This is a genomic window from Arthrobacter sp. MDB1-55, assembly GCF_059092925.1.
Window position 1 is genome coordinate 266,462 of sequence record NZ_JBNHID010000002.1, and the last position, 26,037, is coordinate 292,498.

The 26,037-nt window shown below is 64.0% G+C and carries 22 protein-coding genes; 16 read left to right on the plus strand and 6 right to left on the minus strand.

Annotation, left to right across the window (positions count from 1 at the left end; genetic code table 11):
• The first annotated feature begins 198 nt into the window (after positions 1-198).
• The 8 genes from AC5RU3_RS08420 (at position 199) to AC5RU3_RS08455 (ending at position 10,765) form a co-directional block, all read left to right on the plus strand.
• Positions 199-1,152 (plus strand): sugar phosphate isomerase/epimerase family protein, encoded by a 954-nt coding sequence (locus tag AC5RU3_RS08420; protein ID WP_493965281.1) that lies wholly within the window; start codon positions 199-201, stop codon positions 1,150-1,152.
• Positions 1,153-1,229: 77 nt separating this feature from the next.
• Positions 1,230-2,480 carry an inositol-3-phosphate synthase gene (locus AC5RU3_RS08425; protein WP_493965282.1) on the plus strand — a complete coding sequence of 417 codons (1,251 nt, stop codon included), beginning with the start codon at positions 1,230-1,232 and terminating at the stop codon, positions 2,478-2,480.
• Positions 2,477-3,370: an SCO3242 family prenyltransferase gene (locus AC5RU3_RS08430; RefSeq protein ID WP_309124366.1), complete on the plus strand. Its 894-nt coding sequence runs from the start codon at positions 2,477-2,479 to the stop codon at positions 3,368-3,370. Before AC5RU3_RS08425 ends, AC5RU3_RS08430 begins: the two co-directional genes overlap by 4 nt.
• Positions 3,367-4,869, plus strand: a complete 1,503-nt coding sequence (locus tag AC5RU3_RS08435; protein WP_493965283.1) for an EboA domain-containing protein — start codon at positions 3,367-3,369, stop codon at positions 4,867-4,869. The genes AC5RU3_RS08430 and AC5RU3_RS08435 overlap by 4 nt, the downstream gene beginning before the upstream one ends.
• A gap of 12 nt (positions 4,870-4,881) precedes the next feature.
• On the plus strand, positions 4,882-5,760 hold the full coding sequence (locus tag AC5RU3_RS08440) for a TatD family hydrolase (protein WP_493965284.1): 879 nt from the start codon (positions 4,882-4,884) through the stop codon (positions 5,758-5,760).
• The gene (eboE, locus tag AC5RU3_RS08445; protein ID WP_309124368.1) at positions 5,760-6,884 is read left to right on the plus strand and encodes a metabolite traffic protein EboE; all 1,125 of its coding nucleotides are present in this window, start codon (positions 5,760-5,762) and stop codon (positions 6,882-6,884) included. The genes AC5RU3_RS08440 and eboE overlap by 1 nt, the downstream gene beginning before the upstream one ends.
• 54 nt (positions 6,885-6,938) lie before the next feature.
• Positions 6,939-8,339, plus strand: a complete 1,401-nt coding sequence (locus AC5RU3_RS08450) for an alkaline phosphatase family protein (protein WP_493965285.1) — start codon at positions 6,939-6,941, stop codon at positions 8,337-8,339.
• 341 nt (positions 8,340-8,680) lie between these two features.
• Positions 8,681-10,765 carry a PQQ-dependent sugar dehydrogenase gene (locus tag AC5RU3_RS08455; protein WP_493965286.1) on the plus strand — a complete coding sequence of 695 codons (2,085 nt, stop codon included), beginning with the start codon at positions 8,681-8,683 and terminating at the stop codon, positions 10,763-10,765.
• 114 nt (positions 10,766-10,879) lie between these two features.
• On the opposite strand, the gene AC5RU3_RS08460 is transcribed toward AC5RU3_RS08455, so the two are convergent.
• From AC5RU3_RS08460 to AC5RU3_RS08475, 4 genes are all read right to left on the minus strand, one after another.
• Positions 10,880-12,151 carry an ROK family transcriptional regulator gene (locus tag AC5RU3_RS08460; RefSeq protein ID WP_493965287.1) on the minus strand — a complete coding sequence of 424 codons (1,272 nt, stop codon included), beginning with the start codon at positions 12,149-12,151 and terminating at the stop codon, positions 10,880-10,882.
• A gap of 194 nt (positions 12,152-12,345) precedes the next feature.
• Positions 12,346-13,428 carry a polyprenyl synthetase family protein gene (locus AC5RU3_RS08465; protein ID WP_309071375.1) on the minus strand — a complete coding sequence of 361 codons (1,083 nt, stop codon included), beginning with the start codon at positions 13,426-13,428 and terminating at the stop codon, positions 12,346-12,348.
• Between the two features lie 71 nt (positions 13,429-13,499).
• A complete protein-coding gene (locus tag AC5RU3_RS08470) occupies positions 13,500-14,573 on the minus strand; it encodes an ABC transporter permease (RefSeq protein WP_493965288.1) in 1,074 nt (357 codons plus the stop codon).
• Complete coding sequence (locus tag AC5RU3_RS08475) at positions 14,570-16,090, minus strand: sugar ABC transporter ATP-binding protein (RefSeq protein WP_493965289.1); 1,521 nt, start codon at positions 16,088-16,090, stop codon at positions 14,570-14,572. The genes AC5RU3_RS08470 and AC5RU3_RS08475 overlap by 4 nt, the downstream gene beginning before the upstream one ends.
• Positions 16,091-16,242: 152 nt before the next feature.
• On the opposite strand from AC5RU3_RS08475, the gene AC5RU3_RS08480 reads away from it, so the two are divergent.
• The 8 genes from AC5RU3_RS08480 (at position 16,243) to AC5RU3_RS08515 (ending at position 24,140) form a co-directional block, all read left to right on the plus strand.
• On the plus strand, positions 16,243-17,286 hold the full coding sequence (locus AC5RU3_RS08480) for a substrate-binding domain-containing protein (protein ID WP_458116195.1): 1,044 nt from the start codon (positions 16,243-16,245) through the stop codon (positions 17,284-17,286).
• Between the two features lie 90 nt (positions 17,287-17,376).
• Entirely contained in the window at positions 17,377-18,549 is a 1,173-nt protein-coding gene (locus AC5RU3_RS08485; protein ID WP_309071372.1) for a Gfo/Idh/MocA family protein, read from the plus strand.
• A 45-nt stretch (positions 18,550-18,594) separates the two neighbouring features.
• Positions 18,595-19,350, plus strand: coding sequence for a sugar phosphate isomerase/epimerase family protein (locus AC5RU3_RS08490; RefSeq protein WP_458116194.1), 756 nt, complete (start codon positions 18,595-18,597; stop codon positions 19,348-19,350).
• A complete protein-coding gene (locus AC5RU3_RS08495) occupies positions 19,347-20,450 on the plus strand; it encodes a Gfo/Idh/MocA family protein (protein ID WP_309071370.1) in 1,104 nt (367 codons plus the stop codon). The genes AC5RU3_RS08490 and AC5RU3_RS08495 overlap by 4 nt, the downstream gene beginning before the upstream one ends.
• A 38-nt stretch (positions 20,451-20,488) precedes the next feature.
• Positions 20,489-21,487: a sugar phosphate isomerase/epimerase family protein gene (locus tag AC5RU3_RS08500; protein ID WP_493965290.1), complete on the plus strand. Its 999-nt coding sequence runs from the start codon at positions 20,489-20,491 to the stop codon at positions 21,485-21,487.
• 82 nt (positions 21,488-21,569) lie between these two features.
• Positions 21,570-22,400, plus strand: coding sequence for an NAD(+) synthase (gene nadE / locus AC5RU3_RS08505; RefSeq protein WP_493965291.1), 831 nt, complete (start codon positions 21,570-21,572; stop codon positions 22,398-22,400).
• An 87-nt stretch (positions 22,401-22,487) separates the two neighbouring features.
• Positions 22,488-23,288, plus strand: coding sequence for an exodeoxyribonuclease III (locus AC5RU3_RS08510; RefSeq protein ID WP_493965292.1), 801 nt, complete (start codon positions 22,488-22,490; stop codon positions 23,286-23,288).
• Positions 23,289-23,291: 3 nt separating this feature from the next.
• Entirely contained in the window at positions 23,292-24,140 is an 849-nt protein-coding gene (locus tag AC5RU3_RS08515) for a DUF8083 family protein (RefSeq protein WP_309071366.1), read from the plus strand.
• Positions 24,141-24,229: 89 nt separating this feature from the next.
• On the opposite strand, the gene AC5RU3_RS08520 is transcribed toward AC5RU3_RS08515, so the two are convergent.
• Positions 24,230-24,958, minus strand: coding sequence for an alanine--tRNA ligase-related protein (locus AC5RU3_RS08520; RefSeq protein WP_309124081.1), 729 nt, complete (start codon positions 24,956-24,958; stop codon positions 24,230-24,232).
• 27 nt (positions 24,959-24,985) lie between these two features.
• Positions 24,986-25,996 (minus strand): LacI family DNA-binding transcriptional regulator, encoded by a 1,011-nt coding sequence (locus AC5RU3_RS08525; protein ID WP_493965293.1) that lies wholly within the window; start codon positions 25,994-25,996, stop codon positions 24,986-24,988.
• Between the last annotated feature and the right edge of the window lie 41 nt (positions 25,997-26,037).

A 26,037-nucleotide genomic window follows, 5' to 3' on the forward strand; every position in this document is an offset into this window, starting at 1 on the left:
TACGTCAATATATCGACAGGAGCGATACATTCGTTGTTCGTCGTCATTAGTCGTGTTAGGTTCATTGTGATCGACGTCTCTTCGGCACTCTGGCTAGGCCACCCGGGGCAGGAGAGTCAGATTTGCACGGACGAAATCTCGGAACAGATCACGGATTGAACTCGGCATCAGATGCAGCATCACTTCAAGGAGGAAGCTTTGATCAAGGACATCCATTCCGGCGGCACGCGCTCACGTCGGGGATCAACCCGCAGACTGGCAGCAGCGGCATCACTTGCCATCGCAGCAACAGCTGTCTTGACCGGCCCCGCAGTCGCCGCCGCAGCATCATCGAACGCCAACTCAGCCTCCGAATGCTCGGGCAGAAGCATCCCTGCGAGCAAGATCTCCATCCAAATGTTCAGCTATGCAGGCTGGACCCGTTCAGCTGGCACAGAGGCTGTACTCGCAGAGCTCAGCGACATCGGATACAAGAACGTCGAGCCTTTCGGTGGGACCTATGAGGGCCGCACTGCCGAGCAGTTCGCCGAACTGCTCGGTGAATACGGATTGAAGGCTCCCACGTCGCACGGCAGCACCAACGAGGCACAGTTCGACGCGACGATCGCCTATGCAAAGACCATCGGACAGAAGTACATGGGCTCCGGTGGATCTGCATCGCCTGGGATCAGCACGCTCGAGAACACGCTGGCCACGGCAGATGCTCTCAACCGGCTGGGCGAGCGCTCGAAGAAGGCCGGCACCGGCAAGATCTTCGTTCACAACCATCAGGGCGAATTCACCACGCAGTTCGCTGACCCGGAGACCGGTGAGATCAAGAGCGCTTGGGAAATCCTCGTCGAGAACACCGACCCGCGCTATGTGACCTTCCAGCTGGATGTCCTCTGGGCTGCTGACGCAGGAATCGACGTCGTTCAGCTGATCGAAGAGCACGGCGACCGGATCGAGCTCCTGCATGTGAAGGACGGCCTGCTCAACGGTGACGCGCGGGCCATCCCCACCGACGTGGGAGAAGGCGAAATCGACTGGGCACCTATCCTCGATGCCGCACAGGGATCGGTGAAGTACTACGTGGTGGAGCGCGACGGCGCCCCGGCAACCCGCGAATTCGCCGAGGACAGCTTCAACTTCCTTACCTGCTACTCCTTCTGACGCGTAGTTTTCTCCGGGCGGCTCCGTGGAGCCGCCCGGAGAAACTTCGCGCTACTGCACTTTGAAAGGACCTCGACTTGGGTACATCACCGGAAGGGACGCCGGGCGTCACTACACGCACGGAACAAACGTCCTACCCCTATGGGAAGACCGGCATCTGGCTCATTGGTGCCCGCGGCTCCGTGGCAACGACCGCCGCAGTTGGCCTGGCTGCCATCTCCGCCGGGCTTACTCCGGCCACGGGCTGCGTAACCGAACAGGAGCCCTTCAGAGGTGTAGCCCTTCCTGACTTCAGCGACCTCGTGGTGGGTGGCCATGACATCAGTGGTGTCGGCATGGTGAAGCGCGCCGAGGCACTCGTTGAATCGGGGATGCTCCCGTTGCACCTGTTCGAGTCCGTCCGCGCACAGCTTGTGGAGGCCGACCAGCGGGTGCGGCCGGGTTACGATCCAGCACAACAATCGGAGTCACAGGCCGACGTCGCTCGCCGGCTGGCCCACGACATCTCGGAGTTCCGGCAAGCCAACGCGCTGGCCCGCGTGATTGTCCTGGATGTCGCGTCCACCGAGGCGCCGGTTGAGCCGATCGCGGAACATTCTGACGTAGACCTGTTGCTGGCTGCTCTCGAGGATCCGACCCGTGCCGTGCTGCCGCCAAGTTCGGTCGCCGCCTACGCCGCCATTCTGGCAGGCTCCCCCTACATCTGTTTTACGCCCTCCACCGCACTGGACGTGCCCGCCCTGCGTGAGCTTGCCACGCACCATCGCGTTCCGACCGCCGGGCAGGACGGCAAGACCGGCCAGACCTGGCTTCGCTCGGTCCTTGCTCCCGCGCTCGCCGCCCGAGGGCTCCGTGTCCTTTCCTGGGCAGGGACCAACCTGCTCGGCGGCGGTGACGGAGCAACCCTCGCCGACCCGCAGGCGGTCTCGGGAAAGCTTCAGTCCAAGAACCGCGGGCTCCAGGAGTTGACCGGAGGCGCTGTCACTCCGCTGCACATCGATAACGTCCAGGATCTGGGTGAAACAAAGGTGGCGTGGGATCACATCAATATTGAGGGATTCCTCGGCTCCCGTCTCACCCTGCAGACCACCTGGAGCGCATATGACTCCATGCTGGCTGCGCCGATGGTGCTGGATCTCTCACGTCTGATGGCCCTTGCCCACGCAGCCGGAGAGTACGGTCACGTTGAAGCACTGGGGTTCTTCTTCAAGGATCCCTGGGGCAGTGATGAGCACGCGTTCGCACACCAGACCCGCAACCTCGTCGAGTGGACAAAAGCGGCCACCACTAAGCTCACCGCCGGCGCAGGGAGCTCCGATCAACTGTGAGCACGATCCACAACTACCTTGAACTGGTGCGTGCACCGGCCATCCTGACCGTCCTTGGCGACACCCTTGCAGGCGGGTCTGCCGCAGGGCACCCGCTCAGCGGCCGGCGATTTGCCCTTCCACTCGCAAGCGCCTGCCTCTACGCCGGCGGCATGGCGCTCAACGACTATGCCGACCGGGAGATCGACTCCCGCGAGCGGCCGGAGCGACCCATTCCGTCCGGGAGGATCCGCGCGCGCAATGCACTTGCTGCTGCGGCAACTCTCACTGTTGCCGGGCTGGGTTTGAGCGCTGTCGGCGGAGGCAGGCGCGCCCTGGCAGTGGGAGCGCCCCTCGCCGTCTCCATCTGGACCTATGATCTGCTGGCGAAAAACCACCCCGTGTTCGGCTCACTCACCATGGGCTCCTGCCGTGCGCTCGACGTCCTCATGGGCGCCGGGTCCGCCCATCTTCGCCCTGCCCTTGGCGCTGCGGGCATCATGGGTGGCCACACGGTGGCTGTCACCCTCCTTTCGCGCGGCGAAGTCAACGGAACAACGACGACGACGGCCTCCGGGGTCGCTGCCGGCACCGCACTGTTAGCCGGCTCGGTAGCCACCGGTGCCCTGAAAGCCGGCGCCGGTCGCCCTACTTGGGTCCTTTCCGTGCTTGCTGCGGTGGCAGCGTACGCCGCCCGGTGTGCACCCGCACAGCTCCGGGCAGCCGGCAATCCGGACGCGATGAACGCGCTTGTCGCCACCAAGGCCGGCATTCGCGCGATGATCCCGCTGCAGGCGGCACTCACGCTGCGCCACGGGAACTCTGCTGCTGCCGCGGTCCTGGCGGCGGTGGATCTGGGCGGGAAGATCCTGCGTTCGGGTCCCCGAAGCCGGAGGATCAGCGAGTCATGACAGCAGCGCCACCGCTGCCCCCGATGCCTTTCAGCCTGGGGTACGGAACCAACGGCTTCACAGACCATCCCCTCCCCATCGCGCTCGAGCTGCTCGCCGAGCAGGGTTACGGCGCCGTAGCGCTGACCCTGGGACATCCACACCTTGATCCGTTCGCCGAGGACCTTGACGCGCAACTGCAGGCGCTGCGGGAGACGCTTAGGGAGCTAGGGCTGCGCGTCGTCATCGAAACAGGCACGCGCTTCCTGCTTGATCCCCGCCACAAGCACAAGCCGGCTCTCGTCGACGAAGAGGCGGCCACCAGAGTCTCGTTCCTCTGCCGCGCGGTCGACATCGCGGCCGCTCTGGATGCAGAGTGCGTCTCCTTCTTCTCCGGCGTACTTCCGGACGGAGCTTCCCCGGAAACCGGGTGGCAGCGGCTCATTCCCAGGGTCGCTGAGATCGTGGAATATGCACGCGGCCGAAACGTGCTGGTGGCCGTCGAGCCCGAACCGGGAATGCTCGTTGAAACGGTGTCCGACGCGCTGCGCCTCCGTGCCGAGCTCGATGAGCCGGACAATCTGCGCGTCACCGTGGACATTGGCCACTGTGTTGTGGTGGAGCCGGACGGCGTCCGCGGAGCCCTCCTTCAGGCGGGCCCGCTGCTGGCCAACATCCAGCTCGACGACATGCGCCCTCACGCCCACGAACACCTGCCCTTCGGAGAGGGCACAGTGGACCTCACTTCGGCGCTCGCCACCCTGGCCGAGCTCGACTACCGGGGAGTTGCCGCCGTCGAGCTGCCGCGGCATTCCTACGACGGTCCAGGCCTCGCGGTGCGAAGCATGGGAGCACTGCGTTCCGCCTGGGAGGAAGTACACGCCATGAAGGAAAGAGAACGGTGGCTGGAAGAAAGCACGACGGCGGTCGCCGCCGATCCTGCCAGCCTTCCGCGGATCTTCGCCCTTGCGGCCCGCCGTGTGGGTCGGAAGCCGCTTCATCCGGACACAGATCCCACCGGTGTCCTGTTCGGTGCTGTCAGTGACCACGCCCGGGGAGAGCTGATCGGCAGACTCGGCGGGCTCCTGCCGCCGGACCAACTCGCCGAAACCCTGCTCGGGCTCTACAACCGCGGCGACTCGTCCGAGCGCCGCGGCGTATTGAGGGGACTGTCTGCCCTGGCAACCGCATCGCCGGCCCTTCCCGGCGTCGTCGTCGGCGTGGGGTTGCGTCTGACGGAGGAGGCACTCCGAACGAATGAAACCAGCCTGGTCGCGGCAGCCGTAGGACCCTTCGCGGCAGCCCATCTGGATCAGCACAGCTGGCGCCATGCGGTGCTGAAGCTGATCTTCATGGGGATCAGCCTCCGGGCGGTCACAGACCTGGACGAGCGTGCAGACACCGAACTTGCCCGAATGGCAAGCGACTACGCGGCCGAACGCACTGCCGCGGGACGCTCCATTCCGGATGATGTCCACCTGCTCCTGCGGTCCTCCTCCAGCTACTCCACCTCTTCTTAAGGGAAGCCAGCCATGCGCATCTTCGACCCGCACATCCACATGACCAGCCGCACCACGAACGACTACGAGGCCCTGTACGCGAGCGGAGTACGCGCGCTGGTGGAACCGGCGTTCTGGCTGGGGCAGCCCCGCACGAACGTGGGTTCGTTCATCGACTATTTCGACTCCCTGCTGGGTTGGGAGCGGTTTCGCGCAGCGCAATTCGGTATCCGGCACCACGCCACCATTGCGCTCAACCCCAAGGAGGCGAATGATCCCCGCTGCGTGCCCGTTCTGGAGGAGCTCCCCCGCTACCTGATGAAGGAGGGGGTGGTGGCCGTCGGTGAGATCGGCTATGACTCCATGACTCCCGTTGAAGATGAGGCCTTCAGCCGGCAGCTGGAACTGGCGCGTGAGTACTCCCTGCCGGTGATGGTACATACCCCGCATCGGGAAAAGCTCGCGGGCACTCACCGGACACTCGATGTTGTCCGGGAATCCGGCGTCGCACCCGGCATGGTGGTGGTCGACCACCTCAACGAGACCAACGTGGAGCTCGTCAAGGAAGCAGGCGCCTGGATGGGTTTCTCAATCTATCCGGATACCAAGATGGACGAACAGCGGATGGTAGCCATCCTCAGCCGCTACGGAACCGAGCGCGTTCTGGTCAACTCTGCGGCTGACTGGGGACGGTCGGATCCCCTGAAGACCCGCCGCACCGGAGAGGCGATGCTCGCGGCTGGCTTCACAGCGGACGACGTCGACCAGGTCCTCTGGCGCAACCCCGTCGAATTCTACGGACAGAGCGGCCAGCTGATCCTCGACCCCATCCCGGGCTTCGACGCGGCGGAGCTGCCAGACGCCGCTGCGGGGTTCGAGGGGAATTCCGTTCTAAGGGGAGCGCGCGTCTGATGCTCCTTTCCTATTGCACGAACGTCCATCCTGCCGAAGATCTCGACGGCGTCATCCGGCAGCTGCGCGGATACTCCGGGCCCATCCGCCGCAGTGCGGGACGTGATGTACTTGGCGTCGGCCTCTGGATTCCCGCGGAGCTGGCGCGTCGGCTGGCCGGCAGCCCCGATGATCTCGCTGCACTTGGTGAGGTGTTGACGGCGGAGGGGCTGCAGCTGCATACGATCAATGCATTTCCCTACGGCGGCTTCCATAACGACGTCGTCAAGCATGATGTCTATAAGCCCACCTGGGCGGAGGCCGCGAGGCTCGAGTACACCATGGACTGCGCCGAGATTCTTGCGGCGCTGCTGCCCGAGGGCGTGGCCGGATCAATTTCGACCTTGCCGCTCGCCTGGCGGGAACCCTGGACGCAGCACGACGACGACGCCGCCTCCACCGCACTCGCCGAGGCTAGTACCCGCCTGCGAAAGCTGCGGGACCGCACGGGGAGAACGGTCCGTATCGCGGTGGAACCGGAGCCCGGGTGTGTGCTTGACACAGTGTCCGACGTGGTCGGTTGGCTAAGCGCACGCGTGGTTTCAGGCATCGACCCGGAATTCATTGGCCTGTGCGTGGACACCTGCCATCTCGCGGTGTCCTTCGCGGACCCGGCGGAAGCCATCGACCAGATCGATGCAGCCGGCCTGCGGGTCGTGAAGGTCCAGGCGTCATCTGCCCTGCACGTCAGCGACCCTTCCAGCCCTGCCGCGCGTGCAGCGCTGTCCACCTTCGCGGAACCGCGCTATCTCCATCAGGTACGGGAATCCGGAACATCCGGTGTACTCACCGCCGACGACCTGACAGAAGCGCTGATCGACCTGCCGGGCGAGAGCCCCTGGCGCGTGCACTTTCACATTCCGCTCCACCACATTCCGTCAGCTCCGCTGGAGACAACCGCCGACGTTCTGCGGGAAACGGTCGCCGAAGTCGGACGACTGCCCTATAACGAACAGATCCATCTCGACATCGAGACCTACACCTGGAACGTCCTGCCCGAACCACCCGCCGGGATCGTGGAGGGAATCGCTGCCGAGATCGCGTGGGCACAGACCCACCTCCTCCGGGCAACGTCCCTTACCTGACCCTGCAGGAGTTCCCCATTCAGCGCCCGATCGAAGTGAGTTAGGAAACACATAGTGAAACCGGTTCTGCTGCTAGACGTGGTCGGGCTGACAGCCAAGGCTTTGCGGGACATGCCGCGCCTGTCGAATCTTGCTGCGCAGGGATGGTCGTCCGAATTGGCGACCGTCCTTCCGGCAGTAACCTGCACAGTGCAGTCGACCATGTTGACCGGTCTGATGCCTTCCCAGCATGGCGTCGTCGGGAACGGCTGGTATTTCCGGGAGCTCGGGGACGTGTACCTGTGGCGCCAGCACAACAAGCTCGTGACCGGAGAGAAGCTCTGGGAAGCCGCCCGACGGCAGGATGCTTCGTATCGGTCGGCAAATATCTGCTGGTGGTACGCCATGGGAATGTCCACGGACATCACCGTCACTCCGCGGCCGATCTACCATGCCGACGGGCGAAAGTCTCCGGATGCGTATGTTCGCCCAGCCGAACTGCACGATGAACTGGTGGCACATTACGGAGACTTCCCGTTGTTCCAGTACTGGGGTCCAACCGCTGCCATCAAGTCAACCCAGTGGCTTGTGGATTCCACCCGGCACGTCATGCGCAACCAGTCACCGAATCTTCTGACGACGTACCTGCCTCACCTCGACTACGATCTGCAACGGTTCGGCCCCGATTCGCCCCAGGCAGCACGAGCCGCTGCGGAACTCGATGCAGTCATTGCCCCGCTGCTGGACGAGGCGGAATCCCGGGGGTACGCAGTGATCGTGGTCTCCGAGTATGGCATCGAAGAGGCACATACTCCGGTGGACATCAACCGGGTCCTCCGGCGCGAAGGCCTGCTCGAGGTTTACGTCCAGGACGGCAGGGAACAACTTGACCCATGGACGTCGCGCGCTTTCGCAGTCGCCGACCATCAGGTGGCGCACGTCTATGTCGCCGACCCCGCGGACGTGCAGCGCGTAGCCGCACTTCTTCAGGAGGTTCAAGGCGTGGATGAGGTGCTCGATCGTGAGGCTCAGGGCCGTTATGGACTGGATCATGAGAGGTCTGGCGAGTTGGTAGTCACTGCAGAACCAGGTGCGTGGTTCACGTACTACTTCTGGCTGGACGACGACCGGGCACCGGAGTACGCCCGCGGCGTCGACATTCACCGAAAGCCTGGGTACGACCCCGCGGAGCTCTTTTTCGATCCTGCGGACAAATTCGCCAAGGCGAAGGCGGGGCTCAACCTTCTGAAGAAGAAACTGGGCCTGCGGTACGCCATGAGTACTGTCCCCCTGGACCCCACTCACGTCCGCGGCACCCATGGCAGGCTGCCCGACTCTTCAGCCGGCACACCGCTGATCATCGCTTCACAGGCCGAGATCCCAGCCTCCGTCAACAACCTGGTCGCCACGGGCCGACAGGTGCCGGCAGTTGCCGTGAAGGGCTTGGTTCTCGAGACCCAGGGGATGCTGAACTAGCACCAGTGCCGACTTAAGCAACTACTCCAACAAAAAGAACCATTTCCGCTTTGCCCTTACTGCCCCGGCAAAGCGGGATTCGACATGCCAAAACGGATGCTCCGAGCCCAAAGAAATATGTACTTTGTTTATTCAAACCACTAGCTAAACTCGCACCCCTCTACTAGCGTTTTAGGTGACCTGACTCCGGCTGGTCCGGGTCCTCAAAGGCGAGAAGAAAGTGAACGATGACAGTCAATCGACACGGGATAGCGCAAGCTTCCGGGCGTCCAGGAGATGCCACCAGATTTTCCATGAAGCGTGCTGCACGAGCAGGTGCAGGTCTGGCGATGGTGGCCCTGATGGCTACTTCCTTCGCGGTTGTGCCGGCGCAGGCCAAGAACGCTCCCGCCGCTCCTGCAGTCGCTCCGGCCGACTCCAGCTTCCAGAAGGTAACACTCAACGACACGCCGGGTGAGCCGGTGGACCTTGCAGTCCTTCCCAACAACGATGTCCTGCACACCACCCGCGACGGTCAGGTCTGGCTCAACAGTGCCGAAACCGGACTGAACACGCTGGCAGCCGCTCTCGACGTCTATGAGCATGATGAGGAGGGCCTGCAGAGCGTCGCACTCGATCCGAAGTTCGGCACGAAGGGGAACAACTGGGTTTACCTCTACTACTCACCGCCGCAGAACACTCCGGTTGACGATCCGGCAACGCCGGGGATCAACGAGGGCGATGCCCCCACCACCGGAACCGCCGCCGACTTCGAGCCGTTCAAGGGATCCCTCGTTCTTTCACGCTTCCAGTTCGACGGCTCCTCGATCGACCTGGCCAGCGAACAGCAGATTATTGAGGTTCCGGTCGATCGTGGCATCTGCTGCCACGTCGGCGGCGACATCGTCTTCGACGCCGAGGGCAACCTCTACCTGTCTACGGGTGACGACACAAACCCGTTCGCGTCAGGCGGTTACACTCCGATCGATGAGCGCCCGAACAGCAACCCTGCCTTCGACGCACAGCGAACCTCGAGCAACACGAATGACCTGCGCGGCAAGATCCTGCGCATCACCCCCACCGAGGGTGGCGGCTACACCATTCCTGAGGGCAACCTCTTCGAGCCTGGAACCGCTCAGACCCGGCCCGAAATCTACGCGATGGGCCTGCGCAACCCCTTCCGGATTGAGCTCAACCAGAACACGGGCGAACTGTTCGTAGCTGATTACTCCCCTGACGCACGCTCCGCCAATCCCCTGCGCGGGCCTGCGGGAACGGGCAAGTGGGCCGTCATCACCGAGCCCTCGAATTACGGGTGGCCTTACTGCGCTACTGCTGAGCTGCCCTACGTGGATTACGACTTCGCCACCGGCGTGTCCGGGGAACCGTTCAACTGCTCCGCACCAGTCAACGAGTCCCCCAACAACACAGGTCTCCGCGAACTGCCGCCGGTAGCCCAGCCGGAGGTTTGGTACTCCTACGGCGTTTCCTCTGAGTTCCCCGAACTTGAACGGGGCGGCATCGGTCCCATGGCCGGGCCTGCCTACAACTTCGATGAGAAGGCAACCAAGGGCCGTGCACCGGTTGCCTGGCCCGAGTACTACGACGGCAAGTCCTTCTTCTACGAGTGGACCCGCGATTACATCAAGGCCATGACCATGGAGAACGGCGAACTCGCCTCTATCGAGAACGTCGTTGACTCGATCGTCACCGACAACCCGATTGACATGGAGTTCGGCCCCAATGGCGCCCTCTACGTGCTCGAGTACGGCGACGGCTACTTCGGCGAGAACCCGGACGCACAGCTGTCCCGGATCGATTACATCGGCGAGAACGGCAACCACAGCCCTACCGCCGTGGCATCCGGAACGCCCACCGTCGGTGCTTCACCGCTGACAGTCCAGTTCTCCAGTGAAGGAACCAACGACGCCGACGGCGACAAGCTCCGCTACGCCTGGGACTTCAACTCGGATGGCGTAGTCGACTCAGAGGAAGCGAACCCCACCTTCACCTACGAAGAGATCGGCACCTACACAGCAACCCTCACGGTCACCGACCAGGGCGGCAAGCACCGCGGCAAGCACACCTCCGCTGAGGTGAGCATCGAGGTCGGCAACCAGGCACCCGTGGTCGAGTTCATCAGCCCTGTTGCAGGACAGGACTTCCAGTTCGGTGACACCGTTTCCTTCGAGGTCCGCGTGACCGATGATCAGCCCGTCGACTGTGCCCGAGTCCAGGTCTCCTACATTCTCGGCCACCATACCCACGGCCACCCGCAGACCACCACAACGGGCTGCACGGGCACCATCACGACCACCGTCCCTGAGGGGCATGACCCGGCCGTGGATGATCTCTCGGCAGTGTTCAACGCCTCCTACACGGACGCCGGCGATGAGGCATCCGCGCCGCTGACCAGCACGGCGGAGGTCGTCATCATTCCTAACTGATACCGGCTAACACCGGTTACCGGTTAGGGAAGCAGAACCTGTTGAACCAAGCGGACCCGGTACCAGCACTTGCTGGTACCGGGTCCGCTTTTTCTGTGGTGAGAAGTATGCGCCTTACACGGAATCGACCGGAGTCGCGGCGTCGTCGTGCTGTGGGCGCAGGAAACCGGCAGGGTCCCGGATCAGGGGCTCGAAGGCCAGCTCCGCGGCGCCAATCAGGATGGAGTCCTCGCCGAGGGGGGCCAGCTCGATGGTCACCCTCTCCCGGGGTCCGCGCGTCCCAGGCGTGATCAGAGCTTCGCTGAGAGCGTCGGGCGCAGCACGAACCAGGATCCTCAGGAATCCGCCCAGCACAATCATCGATGGATTAAGCAGGTTCACCACGCTCTTCAGCCCGATTGCCAGCAGTTGAGCCTGCCGCTCGATCAACTTCCGGAGCTCCGGTGAACCCGATTCGTCCTGAAGCTTCTCCAGTACGGCGTCTTCGAGATTCTCCGTTTCGCCCGCGGGGAGGCCGACCGCTGCGATCAGTGCTTCCCGGGTGATCTCCGCTTCGAGGCAACCGCGGGACCCGCAGGTGCATTCAGCGCCGCCTGAAAGCACGTGGGTGTGCCCCAGCTGACCGGCGAATCCGGTGGCGCCGCGAACCAGGCGCCCGCCACTGATGACACCGCCGCCGATACCGCTGGCGCCGCCGTACAGGTAGATGAGGTCGGACACGTCCCGTCCTGCTCCGAAAGTGGCCTGGGCGCGGGCTCCGACGACGGCGTCATTGGCAGCGATCACCGGAAGTTTCAGAGTGTCGCTGAGGAGCGCAGCGAGCGGCTGGTCGCGCCAGCCGAGGTGCGGAGCTTCGATCACGGTGCCGTCTCCGGGATCCACCAGACCCGGAATGGCGAGCCCCACCCCCATGATTCGGTGGCCCACCGGCAGAGAGGTGCGCATGCCGGAATAGATCGCGCTGACGATATTCACGACCTCGGGAACGGACGGTGCTCTGACGGTATGGAATCGGACCGGATTGACGATGTGGCCGCCGAGGGAGACAAGCGCGACGCTCACGACGTCGATGTCAGGATTGACGGCCAGGGCCAGCGCTGAGGGACTCGGCTCGATCATGATGCTTGGACGACCGTGCTGCTGGGCCTGGTCCAGATCGCTTTCGACGACGAGGCCGAGCTGGACGAGCTCACCGACCAGAGCGCCGATGGTGGACCTGTTCAGCCCGGTGGCTCGGGTGAGTTGTGCGCGGGAGACACCAGCCATGGAATGCACAAGCCGCAGCACCGTGGACAGGTTATGCTGCCGGGTCGAGTCGCGGTTGTTGCCTAGGTTGGTGCCCGCGACGGAGCGCCGGATTCGTTCGTCCTGCGGTGGTGCGGTCATGTTCGGGCAACTTGTCCGGCTGCAATCGCGCCTGGAACTGAACGGCTGAGGGAGAGCACCATGGCAGGCGCCGACGTCTTCCCTTCCACCCCGGTTCAGGTCCTTCCTGGCAGCTTGCCTTGGTGCCGGATTTGTACCCTCATGATAACGGCAGAAAGCGCACGATCCGTGAAAGAAGACCGGTGCGGACGCGGCTAATGCGAAGTGACGTCCGAAATGACCGAGAAGAGGAGGCGTTCGAGGCTGTTGCGCAGGGACGGCGGCACCCCGTCGGATTCAAGCTGCGCCACAGCGCGGTGTGCGTTTTCGGTGGCTAGGTTGACGGCATAGTCCTTGGCACCGCAGGTCACGAGCACAGACCGGACGTACTGCGCTTTCGCCGCTGTCATGTCGCGGGACCCGATGAGGGAAGCGATGCTATTCCATTCCGGCCTGGTGGCGGCATAAGACAGCAGGGCAGTCCGCTTGCCCTCCCGGAGGTCGCCCCAGGTCGTCTTTCCCGTGCGACTTTCGGTGCCGAAGACGCCGAGAACGTCGTCGGCGACCTGGTAGGCGATTCCCGCATAACGCCCGAAAGAAGTAAGGGCCGCCACCACTGACTCAGCGGCACCCGCGAGCACGGCGCCTGCGTGCAGCGGTGCCTCGAATGAGTACACCGACGTTTTTTGATGGGCCGTCTTGGTGATGTCCTCGAGCGGCGGCATCTCGGGCGTCCGGCTGAACTCGATGTCCAGGACCTCCCCGCCCACCGAGGAGAAGATTGCGTCGTCGAGAATCTCGTTGAGGCGCCGGCGCTTCGCGTCCGGCACTTCCAGGGACCTCAACAAACGGAAGGCGCCGGAAAGGGCGAGGTCTCCGGCGAGCACCCCGGCCGACACCCCCGCATGCTCGGCGGCAGAAGCGGAAGAGCCTGCCCGCAGCGCCCGGTTCCGATAGTGCCCGGACACATTGGGGCTGCCCCGCCGCACGAAATCGCGGTCGATGACGTCGTCGTGAATGATGAGAGCGCTGTGCAGGAGCTCATAGGATGCGGCGAGCCGGGCAGCACTGGCGGCGTCGGTTCCGCCGAGCTGCCGGTAGGCGAGCAGAACCAGCCGTGGGCGGGAACGCTTGCCGCCCGCGGCTGCCCGCTCCAGGGCCTCCCAGAGGCCGAGGTAGGTCGCGTTGACCGAAACGGCGCGCAGTTTGGCCTCCGCGAAGAAGTCCTGCAGCACGTCCTCGACCAGGTCGAGGTCCTCGTCGCCGTGCAGCGCATGATCCACATTTACAGAATTCACTGCCTGCCCTCCGGTGCTGTTCCCCCGGCTCCCGGAGTCCGGGAGCCGGGGGGTACTGTGCCTTGGTTCGGCTAGACCTTCGCCGGCTTGAGTTTCGCCTTTCGTGTCCGGCTGCCACGGGTCGCGAAACGCTGCTGCAGGAGAACAGCAACCACGAGGATCAGGCCCCTGGCGAGCGCCTGAACGGAGGTGTCCAGGTTGTTCTGGGTGAAGACGTTGACCAAAGTACTGAAGATCAGCACACCCAGGACGGTTCCCATGATGGTTCCGCGTCCGCCGATGAGCAGGGTTCCACCGACAACGACGGCGGCGATCACATCGAGTTCGAGGAGCAGGCCGTGGGTGGACGTACCGGCAGTAGTTCGCCCGAGGAACATGACACCGCCGATGCCGGCCGTCACGCCCGCAAGGACGTAAAGGGAAACCATGTGGCGCTTGACCTTGATGCCAGCCAGCCGTGCGGCTTCGAGGTTTCCACCGATGGCCACGGTGCGGCGGCCGAAGGTGGTGCGGTTCAGGAGGAACCAGCCCGCCACTGCCACGATCACGAAGATCCAGATCAGGACTGAAACACCAAGGAAATCAGCACGCAGGACCTGCAGGAAGTCGCGGTTGTTCACGATCTGCGTGCTGCGGCCGGAGATCAATTCGGCGAGTCCACGGGCTCCGACGAGCATGGCCAGGGTGGCAATGAAGGAGACGACGTTGCCGTAGGCGACCACCAACCCGTTGATAAGCCCCGCAAGGGCGCCGACTCCAAGGGCCACGACCACCATGAGGATCCAGGAAGACTGGGTTGCTGCCAGTTGCACGCTGGTAAGGCTGGCCACCACGGTCGTAAGGCCCAGGACGGAACCGACCGAGAGATCGATACCGCCGGCGGTGATGACGAACGTGACGCCGATGCTCACGACGCCGATGATCGAGGCGTACCGCAGGATGGTGAGCATGTTCTCGAGGTTCAGGAACCGGTCACCACTGGTGACCGCGCCCACCACGAGGAGCAGCACAAGCGCGATGACCAGGCCCAGGTTGCGTCCCGCGGATCCCTTGAGGAAGTTCTGGAAGGGGTTGGTTGCGGGGGTACTGTGGTCAGCCGGCGCATCCACGCGCGGTTCAGCCACCTTGGTTTTCTGCTCGCTCACGCGGCACTTCCCTTCATGACGAGGTCGAGCACGCCGTGCTCGTCTATGTCGCTTGCTTTGATGTTGGTGAGTACTGTGCCGTCATCGATCACGAGGACGTTGTCAGCGAGGCCGAGCACTTCCTCGATTTCACTGGAAACGACGATGATTGCAGTCCCGGCTGCCGCCAGTCTGCGGATGAGGGCGTAGATCTCAGCGCGCGCTCCGACGTCGACGCCGCGGGTTGGTTCATCCAGCAGCAGGACCGGAGTTCCGTGCACCAGCCAGCGGGCCAGAAGAATCTTTTGTTGATTTCCGCCGGATAGGGTCCGGGCCGGACGGTCCGGGTCGGCCGGACGCAGCTCGAGCGCAGCGATCTGCTCGCGGGCTGCCTCCCGTTCGGAACGTTCGTTAAGGTGCCCTCCGCGGGCGAACCGCTCGAAGGTCGAGAGCGTTACGTTCTTGAAGATCGGCTCATCGAGGATCAGGCCCTGGCTCTTCCGTTCCTCGGGTGAAAGCCCGATTCCGGCGTTCACTGCGGCAGGAACGGATCCGGGACGCAGCACCTTGCCTTTTACGGACACCTTGCCTGAGGACGCCTTGCGGGCACCGTAGATCGTCTCGAGGATCTCGGACCGCTTCGATCCCACCAGGCCGGCGAACCCGAGGATCTCCCCGGCCCGCACCGTGAAACTGACCGGATCGAAGTGCCCGGCGAGCTCGAGGTTGTCCACTTCCAGGACCACCGGGGCGTCCGGGGCTATGGGTGTGGGCTCAGGGAAGACGTTTGCGACGTCGCGACCGGTCATCAGGCGAATGAGTTCCGCCTTCGACGTATCGGTGACGCTCAGCCCGTTGGCTGTGCTGCGTCCGTCCTTGATGACCGAGATCCGGTCACCGATCTGGCGGATCTCCTCGAGGCGATGAGAGATGTACACGACGGCGATGCCCTGGGCGGTGAGCTCCCTGACCACGCGGAACAGGTTCGCGACCTCACCCGAGTCCAGGATCGCGCTCGGCTCGTCCATGATGATCATCTTCGTGTCCCGGGACAGCGCCCGGGCCATGCTCACGATCTGCTTGTTCGCGGCGGAGAGAGTGCCGACCTCGGTGGACGGCGAAAGACTGCCGTGGCCGAGACGCTTCAGCAGCGTACGGGCAACCGCATTGGTCTTCTTGACGTGCAGCACGCCTCCATTGGCACGTTCGTGCCCGAGGAAGATGTTCTCCGCCACGGACAGCCCGTCCACGACGTCGAGTTCCTGATACATGGTTGCGATGCCGAGGTCGAGGGCGGCGGTGGGACCCGGAAGGGAAATAGGCTCACCCTCCCACCGGATTTCTCCGCCGTCGGGCTGATGCACTCCGGAGAGCGTCTTGATGAGCGTGGATTTGCCGGCCCCGTTCTGGCCCATGACGCAGTGCACTTCTCCCGGAAGTACCTGCAGGTCGACGCCCTTGAGCGCCTGAACACCAGCAAATTGCTTGGTGATTCCCCGAACTTCGAGCAACGGCTGGAGGTGATCTTCTTCGAACATGAGACGAAGCTAACACATTATGTCGGTGATCGGTATAAAGTCGTCGATTTCTTTCAAACTTCTGTTATTGTGATTGCAGTCACGCAAAGAGGCTGGCATCAGAGGCATCCGCACTCTTGCGAAGACGCACCTAACTCACTGAGGAGATACACATGCTTGCTGTTCGTACGGGCCGGAAGATGCTCGTCACCACCGGTGCCTTTCTTGCAGTCGGTGCCCTTGTTACCGGGTGTACAGCGGGGGCCGAGGGAACCAACACCCAGCCCACCAACGCATCCGTTGAAGGCAACCAGGCTGAAGGCGACACCGTAGTAATCGGCTTCTCGGGCCCCGCGGCCGACCACGGCTGGCTCGGAGCCATCAACTCTGCCGCTACGGCTGAGGCGGAGAAGTACGGTGACATCGACCTTCGCGTCGCCGAGGGAACCAATGATGCGAACCTGCAGATCAGCCAGGTCGAGCAGTTCATCAACGACGGCGTGGATGCCATCGTCCTGCTGCCGACCGACGGCGCAGCGCTGACCGAGGTCGCCATCCAGGCCATGGAAGCCGGTATTCCCGTCATCAACGTCGACCGCGAATTCTCCAGCCCGTTCGCTGCACGCACCACGATCCTCGGCGACAACTACGGCATGGGTGTGAGCGCCGGCACCTACATCTGCGAGCAGCTTGACGGCAACGAAGACGCAGTCGTCGCCGAGGTTGCGGGAATCGACTCCCTGCCGCTGACGCAGGACCGCAGCCGTGGTTTCGCGGACGCACTGGAATCATGCGGCCTCGACGTGGACAACCGCGTTGCAGCTGACTTCACCGTCCAGGGCGGTGAGGCAGCAACCTCCCAACTGCTCTCCGCCGCACCGCAGATCGACGCCCTCTGGAACCATGACGACGATCAGGGCATCGGCGTTCTCGCCGCCATCGACAATGCGGGCCGCGATGAATTCATCATGGTCGGCGGCGCCGGTTCGGCCAACGCCATGCGCGAAATCGAGGCCGGGGAAAGCGTCCTCGAAGCTACGGTCATCTACCCCTCCACCCAGGCAGCTGACGGCATCCGCCTCGCCCGCCTCATCGCCCAGAACAAGGCCATGAGCGATCTCGTTGAGGTTGAAGTTCCCAAGCGCATCGTTCTGAACGCGCCGGTCGTCACCAGCGAGAACGTTGAGCAGTACCTGCCGACGGCCTTCGAGTCGTAGAACCGTGAGAGGTGGGGTGCTCTGTCGCTGGCAAGAGCACCCCACCTCGATCCACCTGTTTTTACATCTGCCGCCGGATAAAGAGGAAACATGCTGAACGACGTACCACCCCTGAAGGTCGCCCTGATCGGACACGGATTCATGGGGGCTGCCCATTCACAGGGATGGCGGGTTGCACCGCGGTTCTACGACCTGCCGTCCCAGCCGGAGATGACTCTCCTCGTGGGGCGCAACGCTCAGGGAGTGGAGGCATCGGCTCGAAAATGGGGTTGGGAATCCACCGACACCGATTGGCGTGCGGCCATCGCCCGCGACGACATCGACGTCATCGACATTGTCACTCCCGGCGGCTCGCACGCCGAGATCGCCATCGCAGCCCTCGAAGCAGGCAAGCATGTCCTGTGTGAGAAGCCGCTCGCGAACACCCTAGAAGAGGCTGAGGCAATGGCTGCCGCTGCGGATCGTGCCGGCAAGGACGTTTTCGCCATGGTCGGCTTCACCTACCGGCGGGTGCCCGCGGCGGCCTTCGCACGGGACCTGGTGCAGTCCGGCGCGATCGGCGAAGTGCGCCAGGTCCGTGCCAACTACCTGCAGGACTGGCTGGTTGACGATCAGGCGCCGTTGACCTGGCGCCTGCAGAAGGATTCCGCCGGTTCGGGAGCTCTGGGCGATCTCGGCGCCCACGCCGTCGACCTCGCACAGTTCATCACCGGCCAGAAGATCACCGGCGTCAGCGGCATCCTGAACACCTTTGTGCACGAGCGGCCCCTGCTCGGAGAGGCCTCGGGGTTGGCCGGCACCGCCACCGACGGCCGCGGCAAGGTCACCGTGGATGACCTCGCCTTGTTCAGCGGCCGCTTCGACGGCGGAGCAGTCGGCTCGTTCGAGGCGACCCGCATGTCCACCGGCCGGAAGAACGCGTTGCGCATTGAAGTGGCCGGCTCCACCGGCGCCGTCTCCTTCGACCTTGAGAACCTCAACTCCCTCGGTTTCTACGATGCAACGGCCCCGGACACCCGACAGGGCTTCACCAACATCATGGTCACTGAACCTGCGCACCCCTACCTGTCCGCGTGGTGGCCCACCGGTCACGCCCTGGGCTACGAACACGGCTTCACCCACCAGGCAAAGGACTTCGTTGAAGCCATCGCCGAGAAGCGCCAGCCTGAACCTTCCTTCGCTGACGGCCTGCAGGTGCAGAAAGTGCTCAACGGTGTCGAGCGCAGCGCCGAAGCGGACAGCATCTGGACTAAAACTATCTAGTACAGGCGTTCATCCGGCCTGCGTCAGCCAGCGAAAGGATCCGATATGCCCGTTCCTCCCCTGTCAGTACAGCTGTATACAGTCCGCGAAGCCCTGGAAACCGACCTGGACGGCACCATCGGCCGGCTCGCGTCAATGGGGTTCGAACGGGTCGAGCCATACAATTTCGCAGCCAACACCGACGCACTGCAGACGGCTTTGTCTCGCCACGGGGTAAGCGCGCCAACGGGCCACGCTCCCCTGCTCGACGGCGATCGCGACCTCATTTTCGAGGCCGCCCGCACGCTGGGCATCGGAACCGTCATCGAACCCATGGTGGACCCGGTTCGCTGGACCACGGAGGAGTCGGTCGTCCGGACCGCGGAGGCACTCAACGAAACGGCGGGCCTGGGTGCCGAATACGGCATTTCGGTGGGCTATCACAACCACTGGTGGGAGTTGGAAACCGACTTCGGCGGGCGCACCGGACTTGAGGTCCTCGCGGAGGCACTGGATCCCGCCGTCGTACTCGAAGTGGACACCTACTGGGTGGCTGTCGGCGGACAGGACCCTGCTGAGCTGCTCTCAAAACTGGGCGACCGGGTTCGGTTCATCCATATCAAGGACGGCCAAGTGGACAGGGACAACAAGTCCCAGGTGGCGGTTGGTTCCGGCCGGATGAACATCCCCGCTGTCCTGGAGGCAGCCGGGTCGGTGGAGGTCGGCGTCGTCGAACTGGATGACTCTGCCGGTGACCTCTTCCGTGCCCTCGAGGACAGTCTGCGCTTCCTGCAGCACGACTTCGGGAAGGGTGGAGCATGAGCGGCCCGGTAGGCGTCGGCATCATCGGTGCCGGTGTGATCAGCAAGGAGTACCTCACCAACCTCACTGCGTTCCCTGACGTGCAGGTCCACATCGTGGCGGACCTCTTCCCCGAGGCGGCGAGCGCCCGCGCGGAGGAGTTCGGCGTCGCAGCCTTCGGGACGGTCGAGGATGCGCTGCAGCACCCCGATGTCGAGATCATCGTCAACCTCACGACGCCGGCCGCCCATGTTCCGGTTGCCCTCGACGCGGTCGCAGCCGGCAAGCATGTCTGGAGTGAAAAGCCGTTTTCCCTTGACCGTGAGTCGGGGCAGTCCCTCCTGGACGCCGCGTCCGACGCCGGCCTCCGCCTGGGGTGCGCGCCTGACACTTTCCTGGGCGCCGGTCTGCAGACCGGCCTACGCATGATCCAGCGCGGCGACATCGGCGTGCCGCTGACGGCGCTGACCCTGATGCAGTCGCCCGGCCCCGAAGCCTGGCATCCCAACCCGGCATTCCTGTTCCAGGAAGGCGCCGGTCCCCTGTTCGACATGGGCCCCTATTACCTGACCACCCTGATTCAGACTTTCGGTGCGGCGCAAACCGTCGCGGCGCTCGGATCCCGCTCGCGTGAGACGCGGGTGATCGGTTCCGGTCCGCGCGCGGGCGAGGAGTTCGAGGTCACCGTCCCGACCCACGTCAGCGCCCTCGTGCAGTTCGAGAACGGTGCCTCCTCCACCAGCAACTTCAGTTTCGATTCGCCGCTTCCCCGGCACGGTTTTGTGGAGATCACGGGATCGGAAGCCACCATCGCCTTCCCGGACCCGAACAGGTTCGACGGCGAGATCCGGCTTCACCGCCACGGCGCCGAGGAGTGGGAGACCTTCCCGGCGGCGGGTTCCACCTTCGGGCGGGGCGTCGGCGTGCTGGACATGGCACGTTCCATCCGCGCCGGTGCGCCGCACCGAGCACAGGGCGCCACCGCGTTCCACGTGCTGGACGTCATGGCCTCGATCGCCGAGTCAGTCGAGACCCGCTCCTTCGTTGACATCGCCAGCTCCGCGGCGGCAGCAGAGCCGCTGCCCGAGGGCTGGGACCCCACTGCCCGGACCCTTTCCTGACCACGCGCTTTTCGACCCCTCAATCAAAGGAGATATCTATGGCACGCAATTACACTCTGTTCACCGGCCAGTGGGCGGATCTGCCGTTCGAGAAGGTCGCCGAGCTCGCCGGCCAGTGGGGCTATGACGGCCTGGAAATCGCGGTTTCCGGTGATCACCTCGATGCCTGGCGCTGGGATGATGATGACTACATCCAGGAGCGGCTCGACATCCTCAAGCGCAACAACCTGAAGGTGTGGACCATCTCCAACCACCTCAAGGGCCAGGCTGTCTGCGACAACCCGATCGATTTCCGCCACGAGGCGATCGTCGGCCCCAAAGTCTGGGGTGACGGTGATCCCGAGGGCGTCCGGCAGCGCGCCGCGGAGGAGATGAAGCTTACGGCGAAGCTCGCCCAAAAGCTCGGCGTGAAGACCGTTGTCGGCTTCACCGGCTCGTCCATCTGGCAGTATGTAGCGATGTTCCCGCCGGTCAGCCAGGACGTAATCGACGCCGGTTACCAGGACTTCGCTGACCGCTGGAACCCTATCCTCGACGTCTTCGACGAGTGCGGCGTGCGCTTCGCCCACGAGGTGCATCCGTCGGAGATCGCCTACGACTACTGGTCCACCCGCCGCACGCTCGACGCCGTCGGCAACCGGCCCGCTTTCGGCCTCAACTGGGACCCCAGCCACTTCATGTGGCAGCAAATCGACCCCGTTGCCTTCATCTCCGACTTCGCTGACCGGATCTACCACGTGGACTGCAAGGACACGAAGATGCGCATGGGCGGTGGCCGTAACGGCATCCTCTCCTCGCACCTGCCGTGGGGAGATCCGCGCCGCGGCTGGGACTTTGTCTCGACCGGCCGGGGTGATGTGCCCTGGGAAGACAGCTTCCGTGCGCTTAACGCGATCGGCTATGACGGTCCCGTCTCCGTTGAGTGGGAGGACGCCGGTATGGATCGCCTCGACGGGGCACCCGAGGCGTTGGCGTTTCTGAAGAAGTTCGACTTCGCGCCGTCGTCGTTGTCTTTCGACGCTGCGTTCAAGCAGTAATCCGAGCAGACTTTGGTGCCTATCTGCTGCCTGATGCGATTCGGGCAACAGATAGGCAACAAAAGCTTAGTAACCTGTCCCCATGCGTGAACTCCAGGCGAAAATCATCGACGAAATGGGCGTACGCCCCTCCATCGACCCTGCGGAGGAGATCCGCCGCAGGGTGGACTTCCTGAAGGACTATGTGCGTGCCACGGGGACCAAGGGCTTCGTGCTCGGAATCAGCGGTGGGCTGGACTCCACACTTGCGGGCAAACTGGCGCAGCTGGCCACGGATGAGTTGCGGGCCGACGGCGTTGACGCCACCTTCGTCGCTGCGCGCCTGCCCTACAACGTGCAGCATGACGAGGAAGACGCGCAGGCCGCTCTGGCCTTCATCTCGCCTGACCGTTCCGTCGTCTACAACGTCGCTCCCGCCGTCGACGGTTTCCAGGCGGGCTTCGCCGGTGCCGCCGGCAACGAAATGTCCGACTTCAACAAAGGCAACGTGAAGGCGCGCGTCCGGATGGTGGCGCAGTACGCCCTGGCCGGAGATGACAACCTGCTGGTCATCGGCACGGATCACGGCGCCGAGTCAGTCACCGGTTTCTTCACCAAGTACGGCGACGGCGGTGCGGACATCCTGCCCCTGTTCGGCCTGAACAAGCGGCAGAACCGCCAGCTCCTCAAGGAGCTCGGCGCGGAGGAACGCCTCTACAACAAGATCCCTACCGCGGATCTCCTCGACGAGAACCCGGGTCAGACCGACGAGCATGAGCTCGGTCTCACCTACGAGCAGATCGACGACTACCTTGAAGGCCGCGACGTCGCAGATGAGGCAGCGCAGTCCATCGAGCGCCGCTACCTGCTGACCCGGCACAAGCGCACCGTTCCCGTGTCCATCCATGATTCGTGGTGGCACGCTAAGCCGTAGTCGTTATGGGCGGACGCCCGCCGCGAGTGGGCGCAACTCAAGGACCGGGTACCAAGCAACACCGGCCGATTGGGTAACGTAGCCACTGTGAAGATTGCGACCTGGAACGTCAATTCCCTGCGAGCCCGTGCCGACCGTGTGGAAGCCTGGCTCGACCGATCCGATGTGGACGTCCTTGCCATCCAGGAAACCAAGTGCAAGGACGACAACTTCCCGTGGGACATGTTCGAGAAGAGCGGCTACGAGGTGGCCCACTTCGGTCTGAGCCAGTGGAACGGCGTTGCCATCGCGTCCCGCCTTGGGCTCTCCGATGTTGAGCGCACTTTCCCGGGACAGCCCGTGTTCGGGAAAGACGCCGATCCCATCCAGGAAGCCCGCGCGATCGGCGCCACGTGCGGGGGCGTTCGGGTGTGGAGCCTCTACGTCCCGAACGGCCGCGCGTTGGGAGATCCGCACATGGCCTACAAGATCGAGTGGCTCGAACTGTTGCGAAAACACGCTGTTGGTTTACTGGAACAGGACCCCACGGCCCAGGTGGCGCTGACGGGTGACTGGAACATCGCGCCGCAGGATGAGGATGTCTGGGATATCGACCTGTTCCTGAATAACGGCTACACCCACGTCAGCCCTCCCGAGCGTGCTGCGTTCCATGCCTTCGAGGACTCCGGCTTCACCGACGTCGTTCGTCCCCATACCCCCGGACCGGGCGTGTACACCTACTGGGACTACAAGCAGCTAAGTTTCCCGAAGCGTATGGGCATGCGCATCGACTTTGTCCTGGCATCGCCCGCTCTCGCCCAGCGTGTCAGCGGGGCATCGATTGACCGTGAGGAACGCAAGGGCAAAGGTGCGTCGGATCATGCGCCCGTCATCGTGGAGCTGACCTGACCCATGGCTCATGTGCCGGGCACGGGGCGAAGCTTCCCCTACGTATCCTTCCTGCGGATCTATGAACCGCTTGATGCCTTCAGCGATGCCCAGCAGCTTGCCATCCTCGAACAGCGGACCCGCGAGCGCCGGACCACCGAGGCCATGGACCGCCTCGACGCGATGCGGCGCATCACCCGGGTGGTCTCCGACCCCTTCCCGCACCATACCCAGGACCTCGTAAGGGTTCTCCACTTCCCCCGCAGCAACGGGACTACGGCGCCGTTCTACTGCCCGAATCAGTTGGCCGTGCGCACCTACCTTGCCGCGGAGTCCCTTGAGCAGACCATTCGGGGGCCCCTGATGGACGTGCTTCTTCCCGAAGTAGCGCGCGAGGCCCACCAGGCCAGGCTGGATCCTGAGACCCTGGCCGCGTCCACGGCCAAGCTGCATACCCGATCCGCAACGTGGGGCGTGCCCTTCGCCTGGTTTGTCCTCATTCACGAGGACGACCTCACCGAGGTCGTTGACGACGACGGCGAGGTCCACACAGTCCGGGTATCCGTGACCATCAGCGAGTGCATCGACCGTGCCCGGCGGGCGGTAGCCAACCTTGCCATTGCCGCACCGGAACTCGACCTCCTCGAGGAGTTGACCGAGATCACCGAGTGGCTGGAGACCTTCCGCCGTGACGCCGTCGTCGAATTGGACTACGGCCCGGTAGCGGATCTCGTGTTCCCCGACGAGTCGCCCATGGACGTTCGGATGGGCATCGAGTGCCTCGCCGAGGCGGATATGACGGGGGCGGCCGCGGCGTACCGGCGTCTGGCCTCACGGTGGGTTCCCATCCGGCAGCTCGCCCGCGCCTCCTGACCGGGTCCCGAATTTCCTGACCAGGTAGGGCCCGGCCGGGCAGGGGGCCTCCGCCGGGACCGCGCCTCTGCGCCCTCCGGGCCAACTGCCTAATTCACGCCGTCAACCGCGTACGACACCTTCGTGACGCCCTTTTTCGACTTGATCTTGGTGATGCTCAACGTCCCGACGTCGGCCACGTCCCGCACGTGAGTGCCGCCGCAGGGCACTCCGAAGGTCCGGTTGTAGAGTACGATCCGCGCTGGCTTGTTGGTCGGGATATTCTCCGGCACGTGCCGGCAGTATTCCGCCATTTCCGCCACAGGCATGAAGCGGATCTCATTGGTGCTGCCCTCGCCGATGACCTGTGCAACCTCGGCTTCGATCTGCCGGCGTGTTTGCTCCGCGTCCCCCGGCACCTCCCCGTTGTACTCGACGAAGGACATGTGCGGATAATGCGCGCCTTTCCCAGGAACCCAGGGCAAACCCAGCCGCTCCACGGCGAGGTCGACGATGTGGCCAGCCGAGTGAAGCCGCGTATTCACTGCCCTGCGGTGGGCATCCACCTCAAGCACGACGCCGGCGCCCTCCGGCACGGTACCCCGCCCGAGGTGGTGGACCACCCCGTGCTCGTCCAGGCGCACTTCCTCCACCGTAAACACGGAGTCTCCGGCGCGGATGATTCCGGTGTCCCAATCCTGTCCGCCGCCTCGCGGATAAAAGCAGGTACGGTCGAGTTCGACGTCCATTCGGCCGTCGTCGAGCGCGGTCACCGCCGTCACTGCGGCGGGAGCAGTCAACACGTCGAAATCGTCAAGGTAGAGGAGTTCGGTAGCCATGCGTACCAGCGTAGCGACCGGGTGAGGCTACCGGGGCACGGGGCCTGTTGAGGAGCGTTCCACCAGCTCGTGCGGCTGCACAGGAGGCGTGCGGAGCGGCGTCTCCCCCTCCAGTTCACCCAGCAGGAGGTCCACGGCAAACGCACCCTGCTCCTCGGGCATCTGACGAACGGTCGTCAGGCCCATGGGCTCAGCGAACTCATGGTCGTCAATCCCCACGATGGACAGGTCCTGCGGTACGCGGATGCCGAGCTCCGAGGCGGCAAGTAACGCACCGAACGCCATCTCATCCGAGGAGCAAAAGAGCGCGGTGGGCCGCTCCTTCACCGTGGACAGCATGTGTTTGACTGCCAGCTTCGCTTCGCTGAAGCGGAAGTCGCCGAAGACAGACCACTCGTCCCGCACCGGCAGGTCATGGGCAACCATGGTGGCGACATAGGACTCCTCGCGGATGCGCGGCACCTCGAAGTAGAGCCCGTAGGAGCCCCCGCCCCGGACGTGACCAATGCGGGTGTGGCCGAGCGAGACAAGGTGCTCGACGGCGTCGCGCACCGCGGCGGCGTCGTCGATACTGACGTGCCGGACCCCCTGTACGGACCCGCCTACGACGATCGTTGGAGACTCAAGCTCCTTCAGGGAGCGGTGTTCATCTTCGGTGAGCTCCATGCACATCACCAGCAGGGCATCGATCCGCTTCCGCAGGATCGAGCGGTGAAAGACCCTCTCCCGGTTGGTCCCGGTGCCGCCCAGGCTGAACACGATGAGGTCATAACCGGCTGCGCGGAGCTGCCGGTCGACTCCCTCGAGGACCGCCGAAAAGTACCAGCGTTCAATGAGCGGCAGCAGTACTCCCATGGCCATTGTGCGGCCGGAAGCCAACCCGGAAGCAGCCGACGACGGCACGTACCCCAGATCCTTCGCAGCCCTGAGGACGCGGGCACGTGTTCCGGCCGACACACCCGTCAGGCCGCGTAGGGCGCGGGAAACCGTGGCCGTGGAAACGCCCGTGGCTACGGCAACATCCTCGATGATGACCACGGGGTGCAACCTCTTTCTCTAGTGCCCTGATCTAAGGCGAC

Excerpts from the sequence above, each read along its gene's own strand:
- eboE (WP_309124368.1), top strand. The coding sequence starts at position 5,760 with ATGCTCCTTTCCTATTGCACGAACGTCCATCCTGCCGAAGATCTCGAC.
- AC5RU3_RS08460 (WP_493965287.1), bottom strand. The coding sequence starts at position 12,151 with ATGACCGCACCACCGCAGGACGAACGAATCCGGCGCTCCGTCGCGGGC.
- AC5RU3_RS08485 (WP_309071372.1), top strand. The coding sequence starts at position 17,377 with ATGCTGAACGACGTACCACCCCTGAAGGTCGCCCTGATCGGACACGGA.
- AC5RU3_RS08455 (WP_493965286.1), top strand. The coding sequence starts at position 8,681 with ATGGCTACTTCCTTCGCGGTTGTGCCGGCGCAGGCCAAGAACGCTCCC.
- AC5RU3_RS08440 (WP_493965284.1), top strand. The coding sequence starts at position 4,882 with ATGCGCATCTTCGACCCGCACATCCACATGACCAGCCGCACCACGAAC.
- AC5RU3_RS08520 (WP_309124081.1), bottom strand. The coding sequence starts at position 24,958 with ATGGCTACCGAACTCCTCTACCTTGACGATTTCGACGTGTTGACTGCT.
- AC5RU3_RS08495 (WP_309071370.1), top strand. The coding sequence starts at position 19,347 with ATGAGCGGCCCGGTAGGCGTCGGCATCATCGGTGCCGGTGTGATCAGC.
- nadE (WP_493965291.1), top strand. The coding sequence starts at position 21,570 with ATGCGTGAACTCCAGGCGAAAATCATCGACGAAATGGGCGTACGCCCC.
- AC5RU3_RS08475 (WP_493965289.1), bottom strand. The coding sequence starts at position 16,090 with ATGTTCGAAGAAGATCACCTCCAGCCGTTGCTCGAAGTTCGGGGAATC.
- AC5RU3_RS08435 (WP_493965283.1), top strand. The coding sequence starts at position 3,367 with ATGACAGCAGCGCCACCGCTGCCCCCGATGCCTTTCAGCCTGGGGTAC.
- AC5RU3_RS08500 (WP_493965290.1), top strand. The coding sequence starts at position 20,489 with ATGGCACGCAATTACACTCTGTTCACCGGCCAGTGGGCGGATCTGCCG.
- AC5RU3_RS08480 (WP_458116195.1), top strand. The coding sequence starts at position 16,243 with ATGCTTGCTGTTCGTACGGGCCGGAAGATGCTCGTCACCACCGGTGCC.
- AC5RU3_RS08515 (WP_309071366.1), top strand. The coding sequence starts at position 23,292 with ATGGCTCATGTGCCGGGCACGGGGCGAAGCTTCCCCTACGTATCCTTC.
- AC5RU3_RS08490 (WP_458116194.1), top strand. The coding sequence starts at position 18,595 with ATGCCCGTTCCTCCCCTGTCAGTACAGCTGTATACAGTCCGCGAAGCC.